This is a genomic window from Pseudoxanthomonas sp. (assembly GCF_036845285.1).
Taxonomy (GTDB): Bacteria; Pseudomonadota; Gammaproteobacteria; order Xanthomonadales; family Xanthomonadaceae; genus Pseudoxanthomonas_A.
The window spans coordinates 134,594-153,895 of sequence record NZ_DAIUEE010000001.1 but is presented as its reverse complement, the minus strand read 5'-3'; the positions used below and the strand labels follow the sequence as shown (position 1 = coordinate 153,895).

Annotated in this window: 23 protein-coding genes and 1 other RNA gene; 18 read left to right on the top strand and 6 right to left on the bottom strand. The window is 67.0% G+C overall.

What is annotated here, in order from left to right; genetic code table 11:
- Positions 1 to 2 precede the first annotated feature (2 nt).
- The 10 genes from rph (at position 3) to V7060_RS00715 (ending at position 9,877) form a co-directional block, all read left to right on the top strand.
- Positions 3 to 728, top strand: a complete 726-nt coding sequence (gene rph, locus V7060_RS00760) for a ribonuclease PH (protein WP_334177362.1) — start codon at positions 3 to 5, stop codon at positions 726 to 728.
- Positions 729 to 843: 115 nt separating this feature from the next.
- Entirely contained in the window at positions 844 to 1,236 is a 393-nt protein-coding gene (locus V7060_RS00755) for a VOC family protein (RefSeq protein WP_334177361.1), read from the top strand.
- 5 nt (positions 1,237 to 1,241) lie between these two features.
- A complete protein-coding gene (gene rdgB / locus V7060_RS00750) occupies positions 1,242 to 1,835 on the top strand; it encodes an RdgB/HAM1 family non-canonical purine NTP pyrophosphatase (RefSeq protein WP_334177360.1) in 594 nt (197 codons plus the stop codon).
- Between the two features lie 3 nt (positions 1,836 to 1,838).
- Positions 1,839 to 2,993 (top strand): radical SAM family heme chaperone HemW, encoded by a 1,155-nt coding sequence (gene hemW / locus V7060_RS00745; protein ID WP_334177359.1) that lies wholly within the window; start codon positions 1,839 to 1,841, stop codon positions 2,991 to 2,993.
- A gap of 91 nt (positions 2,994 to 3,084) precedes the next feature.
- Complete coding sequence (locus V7060_RS00740; RefSeq protein ID WP_334177358.1) at positions 3,085 to 5,946, top strand: DUF1631 family protein; 2,862 nt, start codon at positions 3,085 to 3,087, stop codon at positions 5,944 to 5,946.
- Positions 5,947 to 6,025: 79 nt separating this feature from the next.
- Positions 6,026 to 7,381 (top strand): Xaa-Pro dipeptidase, encoded by a 1,356-nt coding sequence (pepQ, locus tag V7060_RS00735; RefSeq protein ID WP_334177357.1) that lies wholly within the window; start codon positions 6,026 to 6,028, stop codon positions 7,379 to 7,381.
- Positions 7,382 to 8,258: 877 nt separating this feature from the next.
- Positions 8,259 to 8,591, top strand: a complete 333-nt coding sequence (locus V7060_RS00730) for a hypothetical protein (protein ID WP_334177356.1) — start codon at positions 8,259 to 8,261, stop codon at positions 8,589 to 8,591.
- Positions 8,588 to 9,010: an MAPEG family protein gene (locus V7060_RS00725; protein WP_334177355.1), complete on the top strand. Its 423-nt coding sequence runs from the start codon at positions 8,588 to 8,590 to the stop codon at positions 9,008 to 9,010. The genes V7060_RS00730 and V7060_RS00725 overlap by 4 nt, the downstream gene beginning before the upstream one ends.
- Before the next feature lie 26 nt (positions 9,011 to 9,036).
- The gene (locus tag V7060_RS00720) at positions 9,037 to 9,432 is read left to right on the top strand and encodes a YciI family protein (RefSeq protein ID WP_334177354.1); all 396 of its coding nucleotides are present in this window, start codon (positions 9,037 to 9,039) and stop codon (positions 9,430 to 9,432) included.
- A gap of 73 nt (positions 9,433 to 9,505) precedes the next feature.
- On the top strand, positions 9,506 to 9,877 hold the full coding sequence (locus V7060_RS00715; RefSeq protein ID WP_334177353.1) for a GFA family protein: 372 nt from the start codon (positions 9,506 to 9,508) through the stop codon (positions 9,875 to 9,877).
- Between the two features lie 16 nt (positions 9,878 to 9,893).
- Here the strand turns inward: V7060_RS00715 and V7060_RS00710 are convergent, their stop codons facing one another.
- Both V7060_RS00710 and V7060_RS00705 read right to left on the bottom strand, forming a co-directional pair.
- The gene (locus V7060_RS00710; RefSeq protein ID WP_334177352.1) at positions 9,894 to 11,219 is read right to left on the bottom strand and encodes an aminopeptidase P N-terminal domain-containing protein; all 1,326 of its coding nucleotides are present in this window, start codon (positions 11,217 to 11,219) and stop codon (positions 9,894 to 9,896) included.
- Positions 11,219 to 11,761, bottom strand: a complete 543-nt coding sequence (locus V7060_RS00705; RefSeq protein WP_334177351.1) for a UPF0149 family protein — start codon at positions 11,759 to 11,761, stop codon at positions 11,219 to 11,221. Before V7060_RS00705 ends, V7060_RS00710 begins: the two co-directional genes overlap by 1 nt.
- Before the next feature lie 135 nt (positions 11,762 to 11,896).
- Here V7060_RS00705 and V7060_RS00700 point away from each other — a divergent pair, with 135 nt between their 5' ends.
- From V7060_RS00700 to rpiA, 7 genes are all read left to right on the top strand, one after another.
- The gene (locus V7060_RS00700) at positions 11,897 to 14,155 is read left to right on the top strand and encodes an EAL domain-containing protein (RefSeq protein ID WP_334177350.1); all 2,259 of its coding nucleotides are present in this window, start codon (positions 11,897 to 11,899) and stop codon (positions 14,153 to 14,155) included.
- A gap of 114 nt (positions 14,156 to 14,269) precedes the next feature.
- Positions 14,270 to 14,491 (top strand): TIGR02449 family protein, encoded by a 222-nt coding sequence (locus V7060_RS00695; RefSeq protein ID WP_162336742.1) that lies wholly within the window; start codon positions 14,270 to 14,272, stop codon positions 14,489 to 14,491.
- Positions 14,488 to 14,784 carry a cell division protein ZapA gene (locus V7060_RS00690; RefSeq protein ID WP_334177349.1) on the top strand — a complete coding sequence of 99 codons (297 nt, stop codon included), beginning with the start codon at positions 14,488 to 14,490 and terminating at the stop codon, positions 14,782 to 14,784. Before V7060_RS00695 ends, V7060_RS00690 begins: the two co-directional genes overlap by 4 nt.
- An 84-nt stretch (positions 14,785 to 14,868) precedes the next feature.
- Positions 14,869 to 15,055: non-coding RNA, 6S RNA (gene ssrS, locus V7060_RS00685), on the top strand.
- 205 nt (positions 15,056 to 15,260) lie between these two features.
- Positions 15,261 to 15,860 carry a 5-formyltetrahydrofolate cyclo-ligase gene (locus tag V7060_RS00680; protein WP_334177348.1) on the top strand — a complete coding sequence of 200 codons (600 nt, stop codon included), beginning with the start codon at positions 15,261 to 15,263 and terminating at the stop codon, positions 15,858 to 15,860.
- Entirely contained in the window at positions 15,857 to 16,324 is a 468-nt protein-coding gene (locus V7060_RS00675) for an EVE domain-containing protein (protein WP_334177347.1), read from the top strand. Before V7060_RS00680 ends, V7060_RS00675 begins: the two co-directional genes overlap by 4 nt.
- Before the next feature lie 157 nt (positions 16,325 to 16,481).
- The gene (rpiA, locus tag V7060_RS00670) at positions 16,482 to 17,132 is read left to right on the top strand and encodes a ribose-5-phosphate isomerase RpiA (protein WP_334177346.1); all 651 of its coding nucleotides are present in this window, start codon (positions 16,482 to 16,484) and stop codon (positions 17,130 to 17,132) included.
- Between the two features lie 24 nt (positions 17,133 to 17,156).
- Here the strand turns inward: rpiA and V7060_RS00665 are convergent, their stop codons facing one another.
- A complete protein-coding gene (locus tag V7060_RS00665) occupies positions 17,157 to 17,543 on the bottom strand; it encodes a hypothetical protein (protein ID WP_334177345.1) in 387 nt (128 codons plus the stop codon).
- A gap of 160 nt (positions 17,544 to 17,703) precedes the next feature.
- Here V7060_RS00665 and V7060_RS00660 point away from each other — a divergent pair, with 160 nt between their 5' ends.
- Positions 17,704 to 18,132, top strand: a complete 429-nt coding sequence (locus V7060_RS00660; RefSeq protein WP_334177344.1) for a hypothetical protein — start codon at positions 17,704 to 17,706, stop codon at positions 18,130 to 18,132.
- Positions 18,133 to 18,175: 43 nt separating this feature from the next.
- On the opposite strand, the gene V7060_RS00655 is transcribed toward V7060_RS00660, so the two are convergent.
- The 3 genes from V7060_RS00655 to V7060_RS00645 all read right to left on the bottom strand — a co-directional run bounded on the left by V7060_RS00655 (position 18,176) and on the right by V7060_RS00645 (position 19,229).
- Positions 18,176 to 18,481 carry a type II toxin-antitoxin system RelE/ParE family toxin gene (locus V7060_RS00655; RefSeq protein WP_334177343.1) on the bottom strand — a complete coding sequence of 102 codons (306 nt, stop codon included), beginning with the start codon at positions 18,479 to 18,481 and terminating at the stop codon, positions 18,176 to 18,178.
- Positions 18,478 to 18,756, bottom strand: a complete 279-nt coding sequence (locus V7060_RS00650) for a YlcI/YnfO family protein (RefSeq protein ID WP_334177342.1) — start codon at positions 18,754 to 18,756, stop codon at positions 18,478 to 18,480. Before V7060_RS00650 ends, V7060_RS00655 begins: the two co-directional genes overlap by 4 nt.
- A gap of 74 nt (positions 18,757 to 18,830) precedes the next feature.
- Positions 18,831 to 19,229 carry a hypothetical protein gene (locus tag V7060_RS00645; protein WP_334177341.1) on the bottom strand — a complete coding sequence of 133 codons (399 nt, stop codon included), beginning with the start codon at positions 19,227 to 19,229 and terminating at the stop codon, positions 18,831 to 18,833.
- Positions 19,230 to 19,302: the final 73 nt, after the last annotated feature.

Sequence of the window (19,302 nt, the reverse complement as noted above, 5' to 3'; positions counted from 1 at the left end):
CCATGTCCTTCTCCCGCCCCAGCGGCCGCCAGCCCGACCAGATGCGCGACGTCAGCATCCTGCGCAATTACACCCGCCACGCGGAAGGTTCGGTGCTGGTCAGCTTCGGCCACACCCGCGTGCTGTGCACGGCGACGGTGGAGAACAAGGTGCCCGGCTTCCTGCGCGGCAAGGGCGAAGGCTGGGTGACCGCCGAGTACGGCATGCTGCCGCGCTCCACGCATACGCGCAGCGACCGCGAAGCCTCGCGCGGCAAGCAGGGCGGCCGAACGCTGGAAATCCAGCGCCTGATCGGCCGCACGCTACGCGCCTGCGTGGATCGCGGCGCCCTGGGCGAACGCACCATCACCCTGGACTGCGACGTGCTGCAGGCGGACGGCGGCACCCGCACGGCCGCCATCACCGGCGCCTACGTGGCGCTGGTGGATGCGGTGAACTGGCTGAAGGGCCGCAACGATATCAAGCGCGATGTGGTGCATGGCGCGGTCGCGGCGGTCTCGGTCGGCATCTACCGCGGCGTGCCGGTGCTGGACCTGGACTACCCCGAGGACAGCGACTGCGACACCGACATGAACCTCGTCATGAACGACGGCGGCGGCTTCATCGAACTGCAGGGCACGGCCGAAGGCCACGCCTTCCGTCGCGATGAACTGGATGCCTTGCTCGCACTGGGCGAGAAGGGCATCGGCGAACTGTTCGCCGCCCAGCGCGCAGCGCTGGCGGGATAACTCCTTCACCCTCTTCACTCGTGGGAGCGACGTAAGTCGCGATGAGGCTTTACCGACCCACCATCGCGACTTACGTCGCTCCCACGACCACTACCTCATCCGACGGATTCCCCGCATGTCCCAGACCCTCAGCCTGGTTACCCTGCTCGTCGACGATTACGACCGCGCCATCGCGCACTATCGCGATGCGCTCGGCTTCGAGCTGCGGGAAGACACCGACCTCGGCGGCGGCAAGCGCTGGGTGCGCGTGGCGCCGAAGGGCGACGGCGGCACCGACCTGCTGCTGGCGGTTGCCAGTACCGACGAACAGCGCGCGCGCATCGGCGACCAGACCGGCGGTCGCGTCGGCTTCTTCCTGCAGACCGACGATTTCTGGCGCGACCATGCGTGCATGACCGCCGCCGGCATCGAATTCCTGGAAGCACCGCGCGAGGAAAGCTACGCCACCGTCGCCGTGTTCCGCGATGCCTACGGCAATCGCTGGGACCTGCTGCAACCCAAGGGCTGATCCACATGAAACTCGTCCTCGCCTCCTCCAACCAGGGCAAGCTGGAAGAACTCCGCGGCCTGCTCGCGGATACCGGCATCGAACTGGTCGCGCAGTCCGACCTGGGCGTCGAGGATGCCGACGAGACCGGCGCCACCTTCGTCGAGAACGCACTGATCAAGGCGCGCCATGCCAGCCTGCAGACCGGCCTGCCCGCGCTGGCCGACGACTCCGGCATCTGCGTGGATGCGCTCAACGGTGCGCCCGGCCTGTACTCCGCGCGCTACGCCGGCGATCACGGCAACGCGGACCGCAACATCGACAAGCTGCTGGACGCCCTGAAGGATGTCGCCGGCGAACAGCGCGGCGCGCATTTCTACTGCGTGCTGGTGCTGCTGCGCCACGCGCACGACCCGCAGCCGCTGATCGTGGAAGGCGAATGGCGCGGCCGCATCCTGCACGAACGCCGTGGCGACGGCGGGCACGGGTACGATCCGGTGTTCTTCGATCCGCAGCGGGGGCAGACCGCGGCGGAAATGCCGCTCACCGGGAAGAACCGCATCAGCCATCGCGGCAAGGCCCTGGCCGGCCTCAAGCAGCGGCTGCTCGACCTGGCCTGACCGATGCTGATCCCGCCACCCCTCTCGCTCTACGTGCACATGCCGTGGTGCGTGCGCAAATGCCCGTACTGCGACTTCAACTCGCACCAGGGCAAGGGCGAGCTGCCGTTCGACGACTACGTCGACGCTCTGCTGCGCGATCTTGACCAGGACCTGCCGCTGGTCTGGGGCCGCGCCGTGCACAGCGTGTTCTTCGGCGGCGGCACGCCCAGCCTGTTCCCGCCAGAGGCGATCGACCGCTTCCTGCAGGGCGCCAGCAGCCGGTTGCGCTTCGCGCCCGGGCTGGAGATCACGCTGGAGACCAATCCCGGTACCGCCGAACACGGCCGCTTCGACCGCTACCGTGCCGCCGGAGTGAACCGCATCAGCTTCGGCATCCAGAGCTTCGACGATGACAGCCTGCAGAAGCTCGGCCGCATCCACGACAGCCGCGAGGCCGAGCACGCGGTGAAACTTGCGCAGGATGCCGGCTTCGACAATATCAACCTCGACCTGATGTACGCCCTGCCCGGGCAGACCCTGGCGATGGCCGAACACGACCTGCAACGCGCGTTCGCATTGCAGCCGGCGCACATCTCGCACTACCAGCTGACACTGGAACCGAACACCGTCTTCTTCGCCCGGCCGCCGCGGGGCATTCCCGACGACGATCACGCCTGGGACATGCAGGAACATGGCCAGGCCCTGCTGGCCGATGCGGGCTATCAGCATTACGAGGTCAGTGCCTACGCGCGCCCGGGGCGTCGCTGCGCGCACAACCTCAACTACTGGCGTTATGGCGATTACGTCGGCATCGGCGCCGGCGCGCACGGCAAGATCACCGTCGGTGCCACGCAGCAGGTGCTGCGCCGCTGGAAAGTGAAGCATCCCACCGCGTATCTCGCTGCCGCCGGCACCCCGCTGGCGATCGGTGGCGACGACGACATCACGCCAGAGCGGCGACCGTTCGAATTCATGCTCAATGCACTGCGATTGCAGGAAGGCTTTGCGCTGGCGGACTTCACCGCCACCACCGGATTGCCGCCGTCGAGCATCGCGTCCGCACTGGAACAGGCCTTGCAACGGGGATGGCTGGCGATCTCCGACACGCACGTGCGCCCCACGGCACTGGGCCGCCGGTTCACCAATGATGTGATCGAGCTGTTCCTGGACACCTGATGCCCGGATGCCCTGCGGCGAGGCGACGGATGGGTGCGCAGGCAATGCCGGGTGTGATAATGATGCTGCAAGAGGGGAGCAGAACGTACCGATGACCGCGACACGACCGCCGACGTCCGCTGCCGCGCCGACCACGATCGCATCGTCGGCGCTGCCGCCGCGCGTGCGGCGCGTGCTGCAGAACCTGTTCGACCATATCGCCACCGATTTCGTCGCCGCATTGAACGGCATGCTGGTGGAATTCGAGCAGCAACTGTTCAAGCAGGCCGAGCAGGCCCGCAGCAACCACGCGCAGACGCAGATCTTCGTCGACCTGCGTTCGCTGCAGAAGAACCGCGTCGAACTGGTGCCGCAGTACATGTTCGCGCTGGAAGCGGAACTGGCGGCGCTTCGCAGCGTGCGACCCGCCGGCGAAGCGCCGCAGCTGCGGCTGGACTACCAGACGCTGACCCTGGTCGAGGATGCGGCGATGGACCAGGAGATCGTGCTGCGCGAAGTCGCGCGCCGGCACGAGCAGCGCGGCAACGCGCAGATCCTGATGCTGGGCCAGCGGTTCGGCGTGCTCGCCTGCCGTCCCGCCTACGAGGCCGAGACGCTGCCGCTGGGGCCGCATCGCCTGTCGCACCTGCTGAAGGACGCGGCCGCCTGCCTCGAATTGTCCATCGATGCGCAACTGGTGCTGTATCGCAGCTTCGACCACAAGGTGATGCTGAATTACACCGAGTGGGCGAACACGGTGAACCAGTTCCTCGCGCGCGAAGGCATCCTGCCGGGGCTGGCCTACATGCCGCGACGCGCACGCAGCCTCGACATCGTGCGCCCCCCGCGCGACGAAGCGGACGGCGGCGCACGCCCCATGACCAGCTGGCAGAGCCAGGCGAGCGCATCGCACTGGGCCACGCTGACACCGGAGCAGCTGCATGCGGTCGCCGGAGCACTGACCGGGAACACCACATTCACCGGACCGGCGACATCGGCCCCGGCGGGCGGCACCACTCCGGAAGGCGCACCTGCAGACGGGCAAGCGCCACAGGGCACGGCGGGTTCGTTCGAAGTCCTGCAGAAACTGCTTTCCATCCGCCGCGGTGGCTTGCAGGCCGATGCGCTCGCGCAGGCGGGCGAGATCGACTCGATCGCGGGCGATGCCGGTGGCGGCCCGGGCGGTGACGGCTTGGCGGGGAACACACACGGGCCAGGCGGACAGATCGGTGGTGGTGGTGGTACTGCCAGCGGTGGCGGTGGCGGTGGTACCGGCGGTGGCGGCGCGCAGGGACACACGGGCGGCGGCCATGCCCGTCGCCTGCTGCCGACACCCGATGTGCTGAACACCTTGCAGGCCCTGCAGACGGCACCGTTGCCGGCACGCATGCCGGACCAGCCGCGCCGTACCGTGGCCGACCTGCAGCAGGTGATGCTGGCGGAGGTCCGCGCCAAGCATGGCCCCGGTGCGACGCTGGCGAGTGCCGATTCCGATACGTTCGAACTGCTCGACCTGCTCTACAACGAGATCGAGCGAGAAGTGCAGCACGATGCACCGGCCGCCGACATGCTGGTGCGACTGCAGGTGCCCGTCGTGCAGGCCGCGTTGCGCGACCGCAACTTCTTCCTGCGTGCGCAGCATCCTGCGCGCGACTTGCTCAACACGGTCGCCGAATCCGGCGCGACCTGGCTGGGCGACGACGACGTCGATCCGCACCTGGTGCAGCGGCTGCACAAGGCCGTCGAAACCGTCGTCGAGACGTACGAAGGCGACGAGGCGGTCTTCGAGGATGCCAACCGCGACGTGCAGCAGCACCTGCAGGCTGCGGCACGCAAGGCCGAACTGGCCGAACGCCGGCAGATCGAAGCCGCGCGCGGCAAGGACCGGCTGGAAATCGCCAAGCAGAAAGCGGTCGACACCATCGAATCGGCCATGGCCGAAGCCAAGCCGCAGAAATTCGTGCAGGCGCTGCTCAGCCAGGCCTGGGCCGACGTACTGACGCTTACCCAGTTGCGCAACGGCGAGTCGTCGACCGAATGGGCCGACCAGCTGCAGACCACGCTGGAAATCGTCGCCGCCACCACTTCGTCGCAGCCGGCCAACCATGAGCTGGCCGGCAAGATCGAGAAGTCGCTGGTGCAGGTGGGTTACCACGAGGACGAAGCCGCCGCGATCTCGCGCCGGCTGTCCAGCGCCGAGGAAGACGAAACCACCTCGCGCACCGAGCTGACCGCCCGCCTGAAGGCGCGCGCGCCTGGGCGGCCAGGGCGAGGCCAAGAAAAAGCCCACGCAGCCGCGGACGCCGCAGGAACAGGAGTGCTTCGACTACCTGCGCACGCTGCCGTTCGGCACCTGGTTCGAGTTCACCCGCAACCAGCAGGGCGACGTGCAACGCCAGCGCCTGTCGTGGTTCAGCCCGGTGACCGGCAACGCGCTGTTCGTCAACCAGCGCGGCCAGCGCGTCGGCGAGCATTCGCTGGACACGCTGGCGCACCTGATGGCCAAGGGCCAGGCCCAGGTGGTCACCGAAGACCGCGGCCGCCTGATCGACCGCGCCTGGAACGCCACCCTCAGCGCGCTGCGCAGCCTGACCGGCCGCAGCGGCGAACCCGCAGGAGACGCCGCATGATGCGCGAGTTCCGCCGCGCCCGCCGGCGCGCCGTGCCTAAGCCGGTGCCTGTATTCGACCTGATGACCGAACAGGTGATCGGCCGGCTGGGCAATCTGTCCGAATCGGGCATGTTGCTGGTGGCCACCGAACCGGTGGTCGACGACGCGCTGTACCAGTTGCGCTTCCACCTGCAGGATGCGCGCGGCCAGGACCTGCCGATCGACGTCGGCGCACACCTGGTCTGGTCGGCGGCGGCGAACACCCCCGGACAGGCCTTTGCCGGCCTGCGCTTCCTGACCATCGACCGCGAACCGCTGGAACGTCTGCGGAACTGGGTGAACGCCGGCCCCGAGGCGGAATAACGCGCCAGGCGACCGGCCGCGCAACGCCCGCCCTGGACGATTGCGGCAAAATGGCGGTTCTCTTGCACGAGCCGCCGCCATGAACGCACCCGCTTCCTTCGATACCGACCTCGTCCCGCTGTACGCCGACCATTTGGCGACGATGAAGCGGCGCGCGGACGAAGCGCTGGCGCGTGGCGGCTTCGACCACCTGGTGGTCCCCAGCGGCACGCAGCACTGGCAGGTATTCGACGACCGCGATTACCCGTACGCGGTGAACCCGCAATTCAAGGCGTGGCTGCCGCTCACGCGGTTGCCGTACAGCTGGCTGGTGTACACGCCCGGGCAGCGGCCGAAGGTGATCTTCTACCAGCCGTTCGACTACTGGCATGTGGTGCCGGACGCACCGAGCGGCTGGTGGGTGGACTACGTCGACGTCCATATCATCCGCAAGCCCGACGACGCCGCGGCACTGCTGCCGCCTGCCGCACGCAGCGCGATCCTCGGCGAGCCGCAGAGTTCGCTGGGCGCGGCTCCTGACCAGCGTTACGCCCCGAACAATCCCGAGCCGGTCATCCAGTACCTGGAATACCAGCGCTCGTACAAGACGCCGTACGAGATCGCGCTGATGCGGCAGGCGCAGCGCCTGGCCGTGCGCGGCCATCGCGCCGCCGAAGCCGCGTTCCGCGCGGGCCAGAGCGAGTTCGGCATCCACATGGCCTATTGCACCGCCGTCGGCCAGGACGCCAACGACCTGCCCTACGGCAACATCATCGGCCTCAACGAGCACGCATCGATCCTGCACTACATGGAACTGCAGCGCGTCGCACCGGCAACGCTGCGCAGCTTTCTGATCGATGCCGGCGCCAGCTTCCACGGCTATGCCAGCGACATCACCCGCACCTACGCCTACGACACCGGCAGCGAGTTCCAGGCGCTGATCGATGCGGTCGACACCGCGCAGCAGCGCATGTGCGCCGGCGTGCGCGCGAACGTCGACTACAAGCAGCTGCACGTGGATGCGCATCACACCCTGATGGGCATCCTGAAGGACTTCGGCGTCATCACCGTCTCGCCGGAAGCGGCAGTCGCCACCGGCGTCAGCGCGGCCTTCTTCCCGCATGGCCTGGGCCATCCGATCGGCCTGCAGGTGCACGACGTCGCCGGCTTCGCCGCCAGCGACCGCGGCGGCCGCATCGAACGCCCCGCCGGCCATCCCTACCTGCGCATGACCCGCGTACTGGAACCCGGCATGGTGGTGACCATAGAACCCGGCCTGTACTTCATCGACCTGCTGCTGGACGAGGTGAAGAAGAACGGCCATGCCAGCAGCGTCGACTGGTCGCGCGTCGACGCGTTCCGCCCGTACGGCGGCATCCGCATCGAGGATGAGGTGCTGTGCACCGAGGGTGATGCCGACAACCTGACGCGGCCGGCGTTTGCCGAACAACACTGAGGAATCGACTGTCGTAGCCTGGGTAAGGCCGCAGGCCGCACCCGGGAATCGGACTGGTTCCGTACTAAGCGCCCCGGATGCGCATCGCTTCCCTAGGCTAACGCTTGCTCCGATTGCATCAACCGCGTCAGCCGCTTTTTCAGAAGCTTGAGTTGAATTGGGGAGATGGTTGTGAGGGCATTTAGAAGGACCGGAGACAGGGTTGCGATGATAGGCATCCTGCTCGACAAATCGTCCGAGTATGGCGATCGACTCGATTGCGCTAAATATCTCGGTGACTATGTGGAAGAGGATTCAGAGAGTGCTCTTCTCGTTGTCGCCTGCGATGCGGCGGAGGACGAAGACCTCGTCGAGGACTGCAGCGAAGCTTTGGCGGGAGTGTGGATAAAGAGGGGGTGTGTCAATCATGACTACTTGTCCAGGCTGCCTACTCGGGCAAGGCAAGTAGCGCAGGCAGTTCTAGATTCCCAGGGGTGCTGAGAATCAGTGGACCAGCGCCCAAGGTATTCGTCACTACCGATCGGCACGGGCGTCGTTATGAGGCGCTCGTCAACGGGATTTCGTCTCGACCATTCTGCTTGCTGCGAGCGTCATCGCTGCCGTCGTCGTCACGCTCAAGTTGCACAGGCGTTGGTCTTCGATCGCTGAGGCGCTTGCCATCGACACGCCCTCGAGTCCCGCCTTCGATCACGACGGGCACTGACTATGCAACTTGCTGGAGACGACATCGGCGTACTTGGCAACGGCGAAGACGGATTCATCACCCGCGAATGTTGGCGTACACGCAGCGCCACCATGATTTGACGCCATCCCGACGCCCCCACAGAATCCCGTCGACTCTGAGGGAAATCGGCATGCACGCAAGGGGACGGCACGCATGATGTTCATGATCGGCCAGGGCGAGCGCGTCGTACCGGTGGGTGAGCCGGAACCGCAGCATTGCCCGCATTGCGACGAGGAGCGCGACTTCCAGCCGCAACTCACCTACAAGTACGGCGAGTTCGACCTGCTGTTCGGCTTCGTCTATGGCCGGCGCTACCAACTGGCCTGTCCGGAATGCAACCACGGCTGGCGTCTGGACAGGCGACAGGCCGAACAGCGCTACGGCAAGCCGGATATCCCGTTCCGCGTGCGCTACGGCTTCTTCATCCTGCTTTGCCTGTTCGCCGCCCTCGGTGCGGCCTATCTGGCGAATCCGCCGCTGCCATGACATCGCTCGTGTCCCCGGATACCGCCCTGTTGCTGCCGATAACGACGCATGTCGCGCTCGCGGCGCTGCTCTACGTCCTGCTGACCGTCGCGCGGGCGCCCGCCATCTGGGGCATCGGCCGTCGCGCGGATGGCAGCAACCCGTGGGCGAAGCTCGAACCCCGCATCAGCGCCAACCTGTCCAACCAGTTCGAGTGGCCGCTGTTCTTCCACGTCGCCTGCCTCGCGCTGATGCTGCTCGGTACCTGCCACGCCGCGATCACGCTGGCGTGGATCTTCGTTGCCGGTCGCGTGCTGCACAGCGCGGTGCAGGTGATGACGCCGAACGTGCGCCTGCGTGGCCTGGTGTTCACCGTGAACTTCCTCGCCGTGCTCGGCCTGTGGGGCCTGCTGCTGCTGGCGGCGCTGGCGCACGCATAATCCGACCCTCCGGCCGGCAAATCTCCATGACGACCTCCGACTACCTCCTCATCTCCCGCGGGCAGTGGGACGAAAGCGCATCGAAAGAAGACGTGCAGGACGCCATCGACCGTTTCTACACCTGGTACGAGCAGGGCCTCGCCGACGGCGTGCTCAAGCCCGGCAGCCGGCTGGAGCACCGCGGCAAGCAGGTGTCGCGCAGCGGCATCACCGACGGCCCGTTCGCCGAGGCGAAGGAACTGGTCGGCGGCTACCGGTTCATCGTCGCCGACTCGCTGGAGCACGCCGCGCAGATCGCGGCCGGCAATCCTTGCCTCGCTTTCGGCCTGACGCTGGAGATCCGGCCACTGGAAGCCGAACGGGCGGGCGCGGACACCGTCACCAATGAAACGCCGGCGACCTGGCGTTCCGCCGCCGAGTGATCCGGCGATGGCGTCGCCTCCATCGCGCCTGCACGGTGGCTGCCACTGCGGTGCGCTCACCCTGACGCTCGCAATGTCCCTCGTCCCCGCGGGAACGGCGCCCCGCGCCTGCGACTGCAGCTTCTGCCGCGCGCACGGGGCCGCATGGATATCCGATGCGAAGGCGCGCCTGGTCATCCGGATCCACCCTCCGGAGCGCCTGCACCGCTACCGGCAGGGATCGGAAGCGGCACAGTTCCTGCTGTGCGGCAATTGCGGCGTGCTGGTGGCTGTCGTGTTCGAGGAAGGCGACCGGCGTTATGCGGCCGTCAATGCCGGATGCATGGACGCGCGCGATGCCTTCGCGCCGGCCGTGCCGGCCTCACCGCAGGCGCTGGCACCCGACGAAAAGACCGCCCGATGGCGGCAGCTGTGGATTGACGACGTGCGCGTGGTGACTGCCTAGATCGCCTGGGCCGTCGTCAGCCAGCGGCCATCGCCGCTTCGATTTCGTCCGCACTGCGCGCCAGCGCGTCGGTCAGCACGCGCGGCTCGCCGTCGGTGACCAGCACGTCGTCCTCCGTGCGGATGCCGATGCCGCGCCACTTGGCGTCGACGCTCTCGTCGTCGTGGCCGACGTAGAGACCGGGTTCGATGGTGAACACCATGCCGGCTTCCAGCAGGCGCGATTCGCCGTCGATCCGGTAGTCGCCGACGTCGTGCACGTCCAGGCCCAGCCAGTGGCCGGTCTTGTGGCGGTAGAAGCGACGGTAGGTGCCTTCGGCCAGGTGCTTTTCCAGCGTGCCTTTCAGCAGGCCGAGTTTGAGCAGGCCTTCGGTCAGCGTTTCGACTGCGGCGACATGGCCGGCTTCGTACGGCACGCCGACGCGCGCGCAGTCCAGCGCGGCGCGCTGGGCGTCGCCGACCAGGTCGTGCAGCGCGCGCTGCGCCGGCGTGAAGCGGCCGTTGACCGGAAACGTGCGGGTGATGTCGGCGGCATAGCCGCGGTACTCGGCGCCGGCGTCGATCAGCACCAGCTCGCCGTCGCGCGCCTGTGCCGTATTGGCGCGGTAATGCAGCACGCAGGCATTGCGGCCGGCGCCGACGATGCTGTTGTACGCAGGCCACGCGTCATGGGCGCGGAACACGCGCTCGACGTCGGCCTGCAGTTCGTATTCGCGGATGCCGGGGCGCGCCACGCGCATCGCCGCACGGTGCGCTTCGACACTGATGTCGGCGGCACGCTGCATCAGCGTGATCTCGGCCTTCGACTTGAACAGCCGCAGGTCGTGCAGCAGGTGGCCGAGTTCGAGGAATTCGTGCGGCGGCTGCGCGCCCTGCTTCACGTGCGCGCGCACGTGCCGCACCCAGCCGATCAGCTTGAGGTCGAAGTCGGCATCGCGGCCGAAGTGGTAGTAGACGCGTGAACGCCCTTCCAGCAGGCCGGGCAGGATTTCGTCCAGATCGTCGATCGGGTAGGCATCGTCCATCCCGTAGTCGTTGACCGCACCGTCCTGGCCCGCACGCGGGCCGTCCCAGCCCTCGCGCTCCGGATCGCGTTCGCGGCAGAACAGGATGGTCTCGCCGTGCTTGCGGCCCGGCACCAGCACCAGCACCGCGTCAGGCTCGGGAAAGCCGCTGAGGTACCAGAAGTCCGAATCCTGCCGGTACGGATAATGCGTGTCATGGCTGCGAACGCGCTCGGCGGCGGCGGGCAGCACCAGGATCGCGTCGTTGCCGGCCAGCCGCATCAGCTGCTTGCGCCGGCGGGCGAATTCCGCCGCGCCGATGCCGGCGACGGCCTTCATCAGTTCAGGCTCCGGCGGTGCCGGGGCCCGAGCACGCAATCGCCATGCAACAACAGGACGGCGACGCGGACGAACTCTTCCAGTTCGGCCAGCGCATCTTCGTCTTCCTCGTCGTCGCTGCTCTCGGCCGAGGCCTGCGCCAGCCGGGCCAGGTCCTGCAGCGCTTCCTGTCCTTCTTCCGACAACGGCGGCGATGCGCCGGCCGCCAGACCGAAGGAACCGAGAAACCCCTGGCACCACGAGAACAGCGCCTCGGCGCGCTCGTCCAGCGGCCGGTCGGCAGCGGGCAACAGCAGGTCGAAGGCGAAGCTGCGGTCTTCCAGCTGGGCGACCGCGCACTGGCGCAACTGGTCGAGCGGACTGCCCGCCACCGGGGCAGGCACCTGGTCGTCGGCCAGCGCACGGGCCAGCCAGGTGTCGTCGGCCGTGCCACCGCCAGCCAGCCAGCCGCACAGCACTCCGTGCAGTTCCGGGGCGTCCATGGCCAGGCCGAGTTGGCGGGCGGCGGCCGCCACGTCGGCGATATCGGGAAGGTCGGGCATAGAAGAACGCAATCCGTCAGGGGTTTCGGACAACCGCGCAAGTGTACCAACGAAAACCCGCCTCCCTCCTTGTTGTGCGTGTGTACGCATGCCTACACTCGCGCATCGCCTACACGCTGGCCGACCGTCCCCTCCATGCACGCCTCTTCTGTCGCTGCACTCCTGGCAACGGCTTCCCCGCTGTCGTCCCGGCTGGCCATGGGGCTTGCCGGCGCGGTGTTGGTGGGCGTGATCGTGATTGGCACGCGACGCTGGTGGCAGGCATGGCTGGCCAGCCGGCAGGCGCCGCAGGAACCGCTGCGCAGCGAATCCCTGCGCAACCGCGACGAACGCCTGAAGCTGGCGCTGTGGGCCTCGGGCGAACAGTTCTGGGATTACGACCTGGTGCAGCGCCGGCTCTACCGGATGCGTGCGGACGAAAGCGCCGTGCAGACGGCCGACATCACCGTGCTGACGCGCCAGGGTGAGGTGCCGACCATCCATGACGAAGACCTGCCGCTGGTGCAGGAACGCCTGCGCCTGCACCTGCAGGGCAAGACGCCGCTCTTCATGTCCGAACACCGCATGGACATGGCCGGCAACGGCACGTGGGTGTGGGTCCGCGCGCGCGGGCGCGTGGTCGAGCGCGACGCCGACGGCCAGCCGATCCGCATCGCCGGCACCGCGCGCGACATCACCGCCAGCCGCAACGCCGAGTACGAGCATCGCATCGCCGGCGAAGTGATGCGCAGCATGAACGAGGCGGTGGCGGTGCTGGACTGGGCGCACCAGTTCATCACCATCAACCCGGCCTTCACCCGCATCACCGGCTATGCGGAACAGGAGATCATCGGCCAGCCGATGACGATGCTGGACAGCGACCAGCACGAAGACGCCTTCTTCGAGCGGATGAACCGCGAACTGCGCCTGACCGGGCGCTGGTCCGGCGAGATCTGGAAGGTGCGCAAGGACGGCGAGGAAATCCTCTGCCGCATCGAGACCAACGTGGTACCCGACGCCAGCGGAGAACGCCCGCTGTACGTGCAGGTGCTCACCGACATCACCGAGCAGAAGCGCGCCGAGCAGGAACTGCGCTACCTGGCCAACTACGACACCCTGACCAGCCTGCCGAACCGCTCGCTGCTGTCCGAGCGCCTGTCGCGCGCCATCGTGCGGGCGCGCCGCGAGCACGGGCACGTGGCGGTGCTGTTCATCGACCTGGACCGCTTCAAGGACATCAACGATTCGCTCGGCCATGCCACGGGCGACCGCATCCTGCGCTCGGCCGCCGCGCGCGTGCAACAGACCGTGGGTACCCAGCACACCGTGGCCCGCCTGAGCGGCGACGAGTTCACCGTCGTGCTGGAAGACATCAACGGCATGCCCGATGCCGAAGAGGTCGCGCAGCGCATCATCGACGCCTTCCGCGTTCCGCTCAACTTCGGCGAGCGGCTGGAACTGGCGGTGTCGCCCTCGATCGGCATCAGCCTGTACCCCGAGCACGCGCAGGTGCCGACCGAACTGCTGAAGCACGCCGACACCGCCATGTACCAGGCCAAGGCGATGGGCCGGCACACCTACCAGGTGTATTCGGAATCGATGGACGAGAAGAACCGCCATCGCGCGATCCTCGCCAGCGCGCTGCGCCGGGCGATCGACCGCAACGAACTGTCGCTCGTGTTCCAGCCGCGCCTGTCGATCTCGCGCCAGCGGATCACCGGTGTCGAAGCGCTGCTGCGCTGGGACAGCCGGGAATTCGGGATGGTCTCGCCGGCGCAGTTCATCCCGCTGGCGGAAGAGTCGGGAATGATCCTGGAACTCGGCGCCTGGGCCCTGCGCAACGCCTGCATGACCTTGCGCGAATGGCACGATGCAGGCCTGGAGGAACTCAGCGTGGCAGTGAACGTCTCGGCTACCCAGTTGCAACGCGGCGACCTGCAGACCGTGGTGGCCCGCGCACTGGAAGAAACCGGCGTACCGGCCAGCCGGCTGGAACTGGAGCTGACCGAAAGCGTGGTGATGGCCAGCCCCGAACAGAATGCCGATACCCTGCGCGCCTGCCGCCGGCTTGGCATCTCGCTGGCGATCGACGATTTCGGGACCGGCTATTCGTCGCTGGCCTACCTGAAGCGGCTGCCGCTGACCACGCTGAAGATCGACCGCGAGTTCATCAGCGACCTGACCCATGACACCGACGATGAAGCGATCACCAGCACCATCATCACCATGGGCCAGTCGCTGGCGCTGAAGGTGGTGGCCGAAGGCGTCGAGACCTGGGACCAGTACGAATTCCTGCGCAACCACGGGTGCGACGAGGTCCAGGGCCACTGGGTGTCGCAGGCGCTGGGCGCCGACCAGTGCCTGCGCTTCATCCGCGATTACTATCCCGGCTCCGGCATGCGCGTCGCTTCCTGACGCCCTGCGGGAGCGACGCCAGTCGCGATCAGGGTCCCGGTATCGCGACCGCTGCCGCTCCGCGGTCCCGCCCGCGCTTGACCGCCCGCCGACCGCATGCCTATCGTGGCCGCCATGGACACCGCCGACCTCCTCGACCAGCTCCGCGCACTCAGCACGCGCATCCAGGACCTGGCGGACCGCTGCCAGCGACTCACGGACGAGAACCGCAGCCTGCGCCAGCAGCAGGAACACCTGGTCGGCGAACGCTCGCAACTGCTGGCGAAGAACGAACAGGCGCGCTCGCGCGTGGAAGCGATGATCAGCCGCCTCAAGTCCCTGGAGCAGCACACGTGAGCACCAACGAGCCGGTCAGCGTCCACCTGCTGGACCGCGAATACACGGTCGGTGTCGCGCCCGACGAGCGCTCCAGCCTGATGGCCGCCGCCAAGCTGCTCGACAGCCGCATGCGCGAAGTGCGCGGCAGCAACCGCATGGCCGCGGTGGATCGCATCGCCGTGCTGGCCGCCCTCAACCTGGCACACGAATTGCAGCAGCTGCGCGATGAGCAGCACGCGCGCAACCGCGAGGTCGAGCGCACCCTGCAGGACCTGCACCGCAAGCTGGATGGCGCGCTCGGCGCATCGTGACGGCATGCGCACGTCGCCGACTGCGCACTGAATCCGCCGACGAACGGGCTAGGCAAAAAGTCCTCGATCGCTATACTGGCCCCGCGTCCTCTGCTGTACTCGACAGTGAGCGCAAACATTCGCCTTGTCCCTTAATTACGACCACGGGATGGTGACGGTTACCGGGAGTGCAGGTCTGCCTCGCAGCGGAAAGCCCGATGGTTACCCAACCTTCCCACTTGAACCCCGGGTTCAAGGTCGTTTCGCGAACATCGTGCATGGCGGAGGACGTATTTTTTCCCGCGGCAGCGGCATCAGCCGCGACCCGGCCGGTCCTGTTGCACCCGCCCTTGAGCGGGATGACTTCGAAACGAAGCCGACTGCACTAGGGATCCGACGCACAGGGCCGTGACTGACGCCGCTCCTGCGGTCCCACCGGCAACGCCGGTGCGCATGCCGTAAAATTCGCGCATGCCCTGTCCTTCTCCTTGTCTGCCATGACCGCCGAGCGTGATGCGCTGCGACGCGAACTGCGTGCGCGTCGACGAGCCTTGCCCGCTGCCGAGCGCATCGCAGGCGCGGATGCGCTGGCTACGCGCCTGTTCTCGCTGCCGTTCTTCCCGGCCACCGGCTACGTGGCCGGCTATTGGGCGATGGATGGCGAAATCGGCCTGCACAGCTGGCAGCTGCGGCTGCCGGCCGGCCTGGTGTACTGCCTGCCGCTGCTGTCGGACGACAACACGCTGCGTTTCGCACCCTGGCGCCCCGGCGATGCGCTGGTGACCAACCGCTATGGCATTCCGGAGCCGGATATCGAACCGAGTTCCGGTTTGTCGGCCATTGAGATGGCGCTGATCATCGTGCCGTTGGTGGGCTTCGACGCCGCCGGGCATCGGCTCGGCATGGGTGGCGGCTGGTACGACCGCACGCTGGCGCCGCGCCTGCAGCGCCCCGCTACGCCGTGGCTGGTCGGGGTCGGCTTTGAAGCGCAGCGCATCGACGCGTTGGGCGCGCAGCCCTGGGACGTACCGCTGGATGCGGTCTGTACCGAGCGCGACACGCTGCTTTCCCCTTCCCTATCGAACGCCACGCCATGACCTCCCGCAAGCACTACTGGCTGATGAAGTCCGAACCGGATGCCTTCTCGATCGACGACCTGAAGAAGGTCGGAACGGAGCCGTGGAACGGCGTGCGCAACTACCAGGCGCGCAACTTCATGCGCAACATGCAGGTCGGCGACGGCGTGCTGTTCTATCACTCCAACTGCAAGGAACCCGGCATCGTCGGCACCGCCACCGTGGCGAGCGCGCCCTATCCGGACGAGACGCAGTTCAACCCGAAGTCCGACTACCACGACCCCAAGAGTACGCGCGAAGAACCGCGCTGGTCGCTGGTGGACGTGAAGTTCGAGCGCAAGCTGAAACGCACCATCACGCTGGACGAGATCAAGCAGCACGCCGACGACCTGGGCGAAGGCTTCGCGCTGATCCAGCGCGGCACCCGCCTGTCCGTGTTGCCGGTTACCGCCGCGCAATGGAAGTTCCTGCTGGCGCTCGAATGAGCTTCTTTTTCCTGCAGGAGCGACGCATGTCGCGACCGTGCGCCGTCAGGCGCCGGGGCATCACGACCTCCCTCGACGGCGGGCGGGACGCTTCACCTTTCCGGTCGCGACGTGCGTCGCTCCTACAACCCCCTTCCCTTACACGAGTGTTGACCCCATGAGCGAAGCAAAGCGCCTGGCCGGCGAAAAGGCCATCGAGTTCGTCGAGGACGGCATGATCGTCGGCGTCGGGACCGGCTCCACCGTGGCGTACTTCATCGATGCACTGGGCGGCATCAAGGACCGCATCAAGGGCGCGGTCTCCAGTTCGGAGCAGAGCACGGCACGCCTGAAGCAGCATGGCATCGAGGTACTCGACCTCAACCACACCGGCACGCTGTCGCTGTACGTGGACGGCGCCGACGAGTGCGATCCGCACAAGCGCCTGATCAAGGGCGGCGGCGCGGCGCTGACGCGCGAGAAGATCATCGCCGAGGCCAGCAAGCAGTTCGTCTGCATCGTCGATCCAAGCAAGCAGGTGCCCGTGCTGGGCAAGTTCCCGCTGCCGGTGGAAGTCATCCCCATGGCACGCAGCCTGGTTGCGCGCGAGATCCTCGCGCTGACCGGCGGCCAGCCGGTGTGGCGCGACGGCGTGACCACCGACAACGGCAACGTGGTGCTGGACATCCACAACCTGTCGATCACCGATCCGGTGGCGATGGAGCGTGAGATCAACCAGATTCCCGGCGTGGTCGCCGTGGGCCTGTTCGCGCGGCGGCCTGCCGATATCGTCATCGTGGGCGGTGAACCGCCTGTCGTGCTGCGCTGAGCGTGGGCGCTGTCGGTCCGGCCCTCAGCCGTCCGCCAGCGCCTTGACCAGGTCGCCGACCAGCTCGCGCTTCTTCTGAGGCAGTTGCAGGTACGCGTCGATCACGTGACGCTCGCGGCTTCCGACGCCGGCAGGCCATGTCTGCCGCGTTTCCGCGACACGCGATCGCGCCGGCGTGCCGAAACGCAAGACCTGTGGCTCAACGCCCAGGACGTCCGCGATCACCTGCAACTTGTCCTGTGCGGGGATCGCCTTGCCCGCCAACCAGCGCGATGTCGTCTGGAATGTGACCGAGCGCCCGCGATAGTGGCTGTTGAACAGGTTGAACAACACCTTCGGCCGCACGTCGTACCCCGCCTGCTGCATGGCATTTGCCAGCCGTTGCGAGAATTTTTCGCGCTCGTTGCCCATGGCGGCCACGTTAGCGGCGTGAAGTCACACATATTCACTACCCAAGTGAATTGACGCGCACTTTTTGAGTTCATAAAGTCGGTCCGTATCGTGGGCCTCGCGTCCCGGGTCATGCGATCCAGCAACCACGATGCCCTCCCGCCGACACAAGGAGATGTCGATGCCTCTCGCCGAGAACCACGCGCATGATGCGCTGCCTGCCACCGGTGCCGTCGCCGACGGCACCATCGCGACCTTCGTCACGCCCCTGGACGATGCCCTGCACCTGCTGCAGACGGACCCGGGCCACAGCCTGGCGGACCCCGGCCTCGCGCGATTGACGCCCGCGGGGCTTGATCGCCTGTCCGTCGCCGCACGTCAGCAGGCGGATCGCAACCATGAAGGCATCCTGCTGCTGCTCGAGCTGCTGCATGTCGCCCAGCGCACGGACGCCGGCAACCAAGGCCAGCTGATGCCCACTGTTGTCCGCCAACTGCGCCATCACGTGGAAGACCAGCATCGCTGGCAGTCCCTGGCGGACAACGCCGCGTTCTATCGCGACAACCGGCAGGTCGCGGAGCGCATCGCCGCCAGGCTGCTGCACGACTGACCACGATGCCTCAGGGTTGACACGACGGGCCGCAAGCCATCTGTCAGCGGTAGTCCTGCTCACGTTGGTGCCGCACGGCCAGTACGGTCACCGTCGCGGCGTCTTCCACTTCGAACAACGCCACGTAGCCTGTCGCGCCGAAGCCGATCACCAACTCGCGCAGAAAAGGGTTGCCAGCTGCCGGCCGGCAGGCGAACGGCGAGGTTTCCAGCAGCATGAGTCCGTGTTCGATCGCCCGGAGTGAAGCCTCGGCGGCGTCAAGCCCATCGTGCTCGCGCTGCAGGACGAAGGTGTACAGCCGCACCAGATCCGAACGCGCTTCTTCCGTGAAGCGGACATGGAACATCAACGCCTCCCTTTGCCGTCCGCTTTCGCCTCATGCAAGGCGGCTCGCAGCTCATCCAGGACCTCATTCGCCGCGTGGTAGGTACCCGATTGCCGTGCGCTGTCGCGCGATGCGATCCCGCGCGCAATGAACGCCTCTTGTTGCTGGCGAAGATCGATCTGGGCGCGGATCGACTGCTCGACGAAGCCGGACAGGGATTCGCCCTCGCGCAGCACATCTTCGGCCGCCTTACGAAGGGCGGGATCCACACGAAGCGAGGGGAAGGTGGATGTCTTCATCGCCGGCTCGATGCATTGCAATTGCGATGCATCATGCGCGCTCGCGTGGCGCCGGGCAAGCCGTCGCGGCCCCATCACGCTTGGCTGGAGTCAGCGGCGAGCGCCCGGATGAGGTCGCGTACGGCCTTGCGGTGCGGGTCCGACAGCTTCTGATAAAGCTCCATGGCGATCCGGTCACGGGCATCTATCGGGTTTGCGGACCAAGCCAGCCTCGGCTCCGCGAGATGACGAGCGCCCTTGCGGCCGAACCGGAGTTCGTAGGGGTCGACACCCAAGAGGTCCGCCAGGACATCGACTTTGTCCTGCGTGGGGATCGTCTTTCCGGTCAGCCAATACCGGACCGCCTGGAACGTGACGGGTCTGCCTGCGTACTTCAGGTTGAAAAGCTTCTCAAGCTCTCCGGGACGCTCGGACACCCCGGCCGCAGCCAGAGCGGCCTTCAACCTTGTGGAAAACAGTTGCTTCTCGTCCATGCAGCCACGGTGAAGCGCTACTTGTTTCGTTTGTTGAAGTCCACTTCACTTTGCTATTGAATTGACAATTCAA

What these genes read in the sequence shown, in the direction of transcription:
- rph (WP_334177362.1), top strand. Translation starts at nt 3, where the DNA reads ATGTCCTTCTCCCGCCCCAGCGGCCGCCAGCCCGACCAGATGCGCGAC.
- V7060_RS00755 (WP_334177361.1), top strand. Translation starts at nt 844, where the DNA reads ATGTCCCAGACCCTCAGCCTGGTTACCCTGCTCGTCGACGATTACGAC.
- rdgB (WP_334177360.1), top strand. Translation starts at nt 1,242, where the DNA reads ATGAAACTCGTCCTCGCCTCCTCCAACCAGGGCAAGCTGGAAGAACTC.
- hemW (WP_334177359.1), top strand. Translation starts at nt 1,839, where the DNA reads ATGCTGATCCCGCCACCCCTCTCGCTCTACGTGCACATGCCGTGGTGC.
- V7060_RS00740 (WP_334177358.1), top strand. Translation starts at nt 3,085, where the DNA reads ATGACCGCGACACGACCGCCGACGTCCGCTGCCGCGCCGACCACGATC.
- pepQ (WP_334177357.1), top strand. Translation starts at nt 6,026, where the DNA reads ATGAACGCACCCGCTTCCTTCGATACCGACCTCGTCCCGCTGTACGCC.
- V7060_RS00730 (WP_334177356.1), top strand. Translation starts at nt 8,259, where the DNA reads ATGATGTTCATGATCGGCCAGGGCGAGCGCGTCGTACCGGTGGGTGAG.
- V7060_RS00725 (WP_334177355.1), top strand. Translation starts at nt 8,588, where the DNA reads ATGACATCGCTCGTGTCCCCGGATACCGCCCTGTTGCTGCCGATAACG.
- V7060_RS00720 (WP_334177354.1), top strand. Translation starts at nt 9,037, where the DNA reads ATGACGACCTCCGACTACCTCCTCATCTCCCGCGGGCAGTGGGACGAA.
- V7060_RS00715 (WP_334177353.1), top strand. Translation starts at nt 9,506, where the DNA reads ATGTCCCTCGTCCCCGCGGGAACGGCGCCCCGCGCCTGCGACTGCAGC.
- V7060_RS00710 (WP_334177352.1), bottom strand. Translation starts at nt 11,219, where the DNA reads ATGAAGGCCGTCGCCGGCATCGGCGCGGCGGAATTCGCCCGCCGGCGC.
- V7060_RS00705 (WP_334177351.1), bottom strand. Translation starts at nt 11,761, where the DNA reads ATGCCCGACCTTCCCGATATCGCCGACGTGGCGGCCGCCGCCCGCCAA.
- V7060_RS00700 (WP_334177350.1), top strand. Translation starts at nt 11,897, where the DNA reads ATGCACGCCTCTTCTGTCGCTGCACTCCTGGCAACGGCTTCCCCGCTG.
- V7060_RS00695 (WP_162336742.1), top strand. Translation starts at nt 14,270, where the DNA reads ATGGACACCGCCGACCTCCTCGACCAGCTCCGCGCACTCAGCACGCGC.
- V7060_RS00680 (WP_334177348.1), top strand. Translation starts at nt 15,261, where the DNA reads ATGACCGCCGAGCGTGATGCGCTGCGACGCGAACTGCGTGCGCGTCGA.
- V7060_RS00675 (WP_334177347.1), top strand. Translation starts at nt 15,857, where the DNA reads ATGACCTCCCGCAAGCACTACTGGCTGATGAAGTCCGAACCGGATGCC.
- rpiA (WP_334177346.1), top strand. Translation starts at nt 16,482, where the DNA reads ATGAGCGAAGCAAAGCGCCTGGCCGGCGAAAAGGCCATCGAGTTCGTC.
- V7060_RS00665 (WP_334177345.1), bottom strand. Translation starts at nt 17,543, where the DNA reads ATGGGCAACGAGCGCGAAAAATTCTCGCAACGGCTGGCAAATGCCATG.
- V7060_RS00660 (WP_334177344.1), top strand. Translation starts at nt 17,704, where the DNA reads ATGCCTCTCGCCGAGAACCACGCGCATGATGCGCTGCCTGCCACCGGT.
- V7060_RS00650 (WP_334177342.1), bottom strand. Translation starts at nt 18,756, where the DNA reads ATGAAGACATCCACCTTCCCCTCGCTTCGTGTGGATCCCGCCCTTCGT.
- V7060_RS00645 (WP_334177341.1), bottom strand. Translation starts at nt 19,229, where the DNA reads ATGGACGAGAAGCAACTGTTTTCCACAAGGTTGAAGGCCGCTCTGGCT.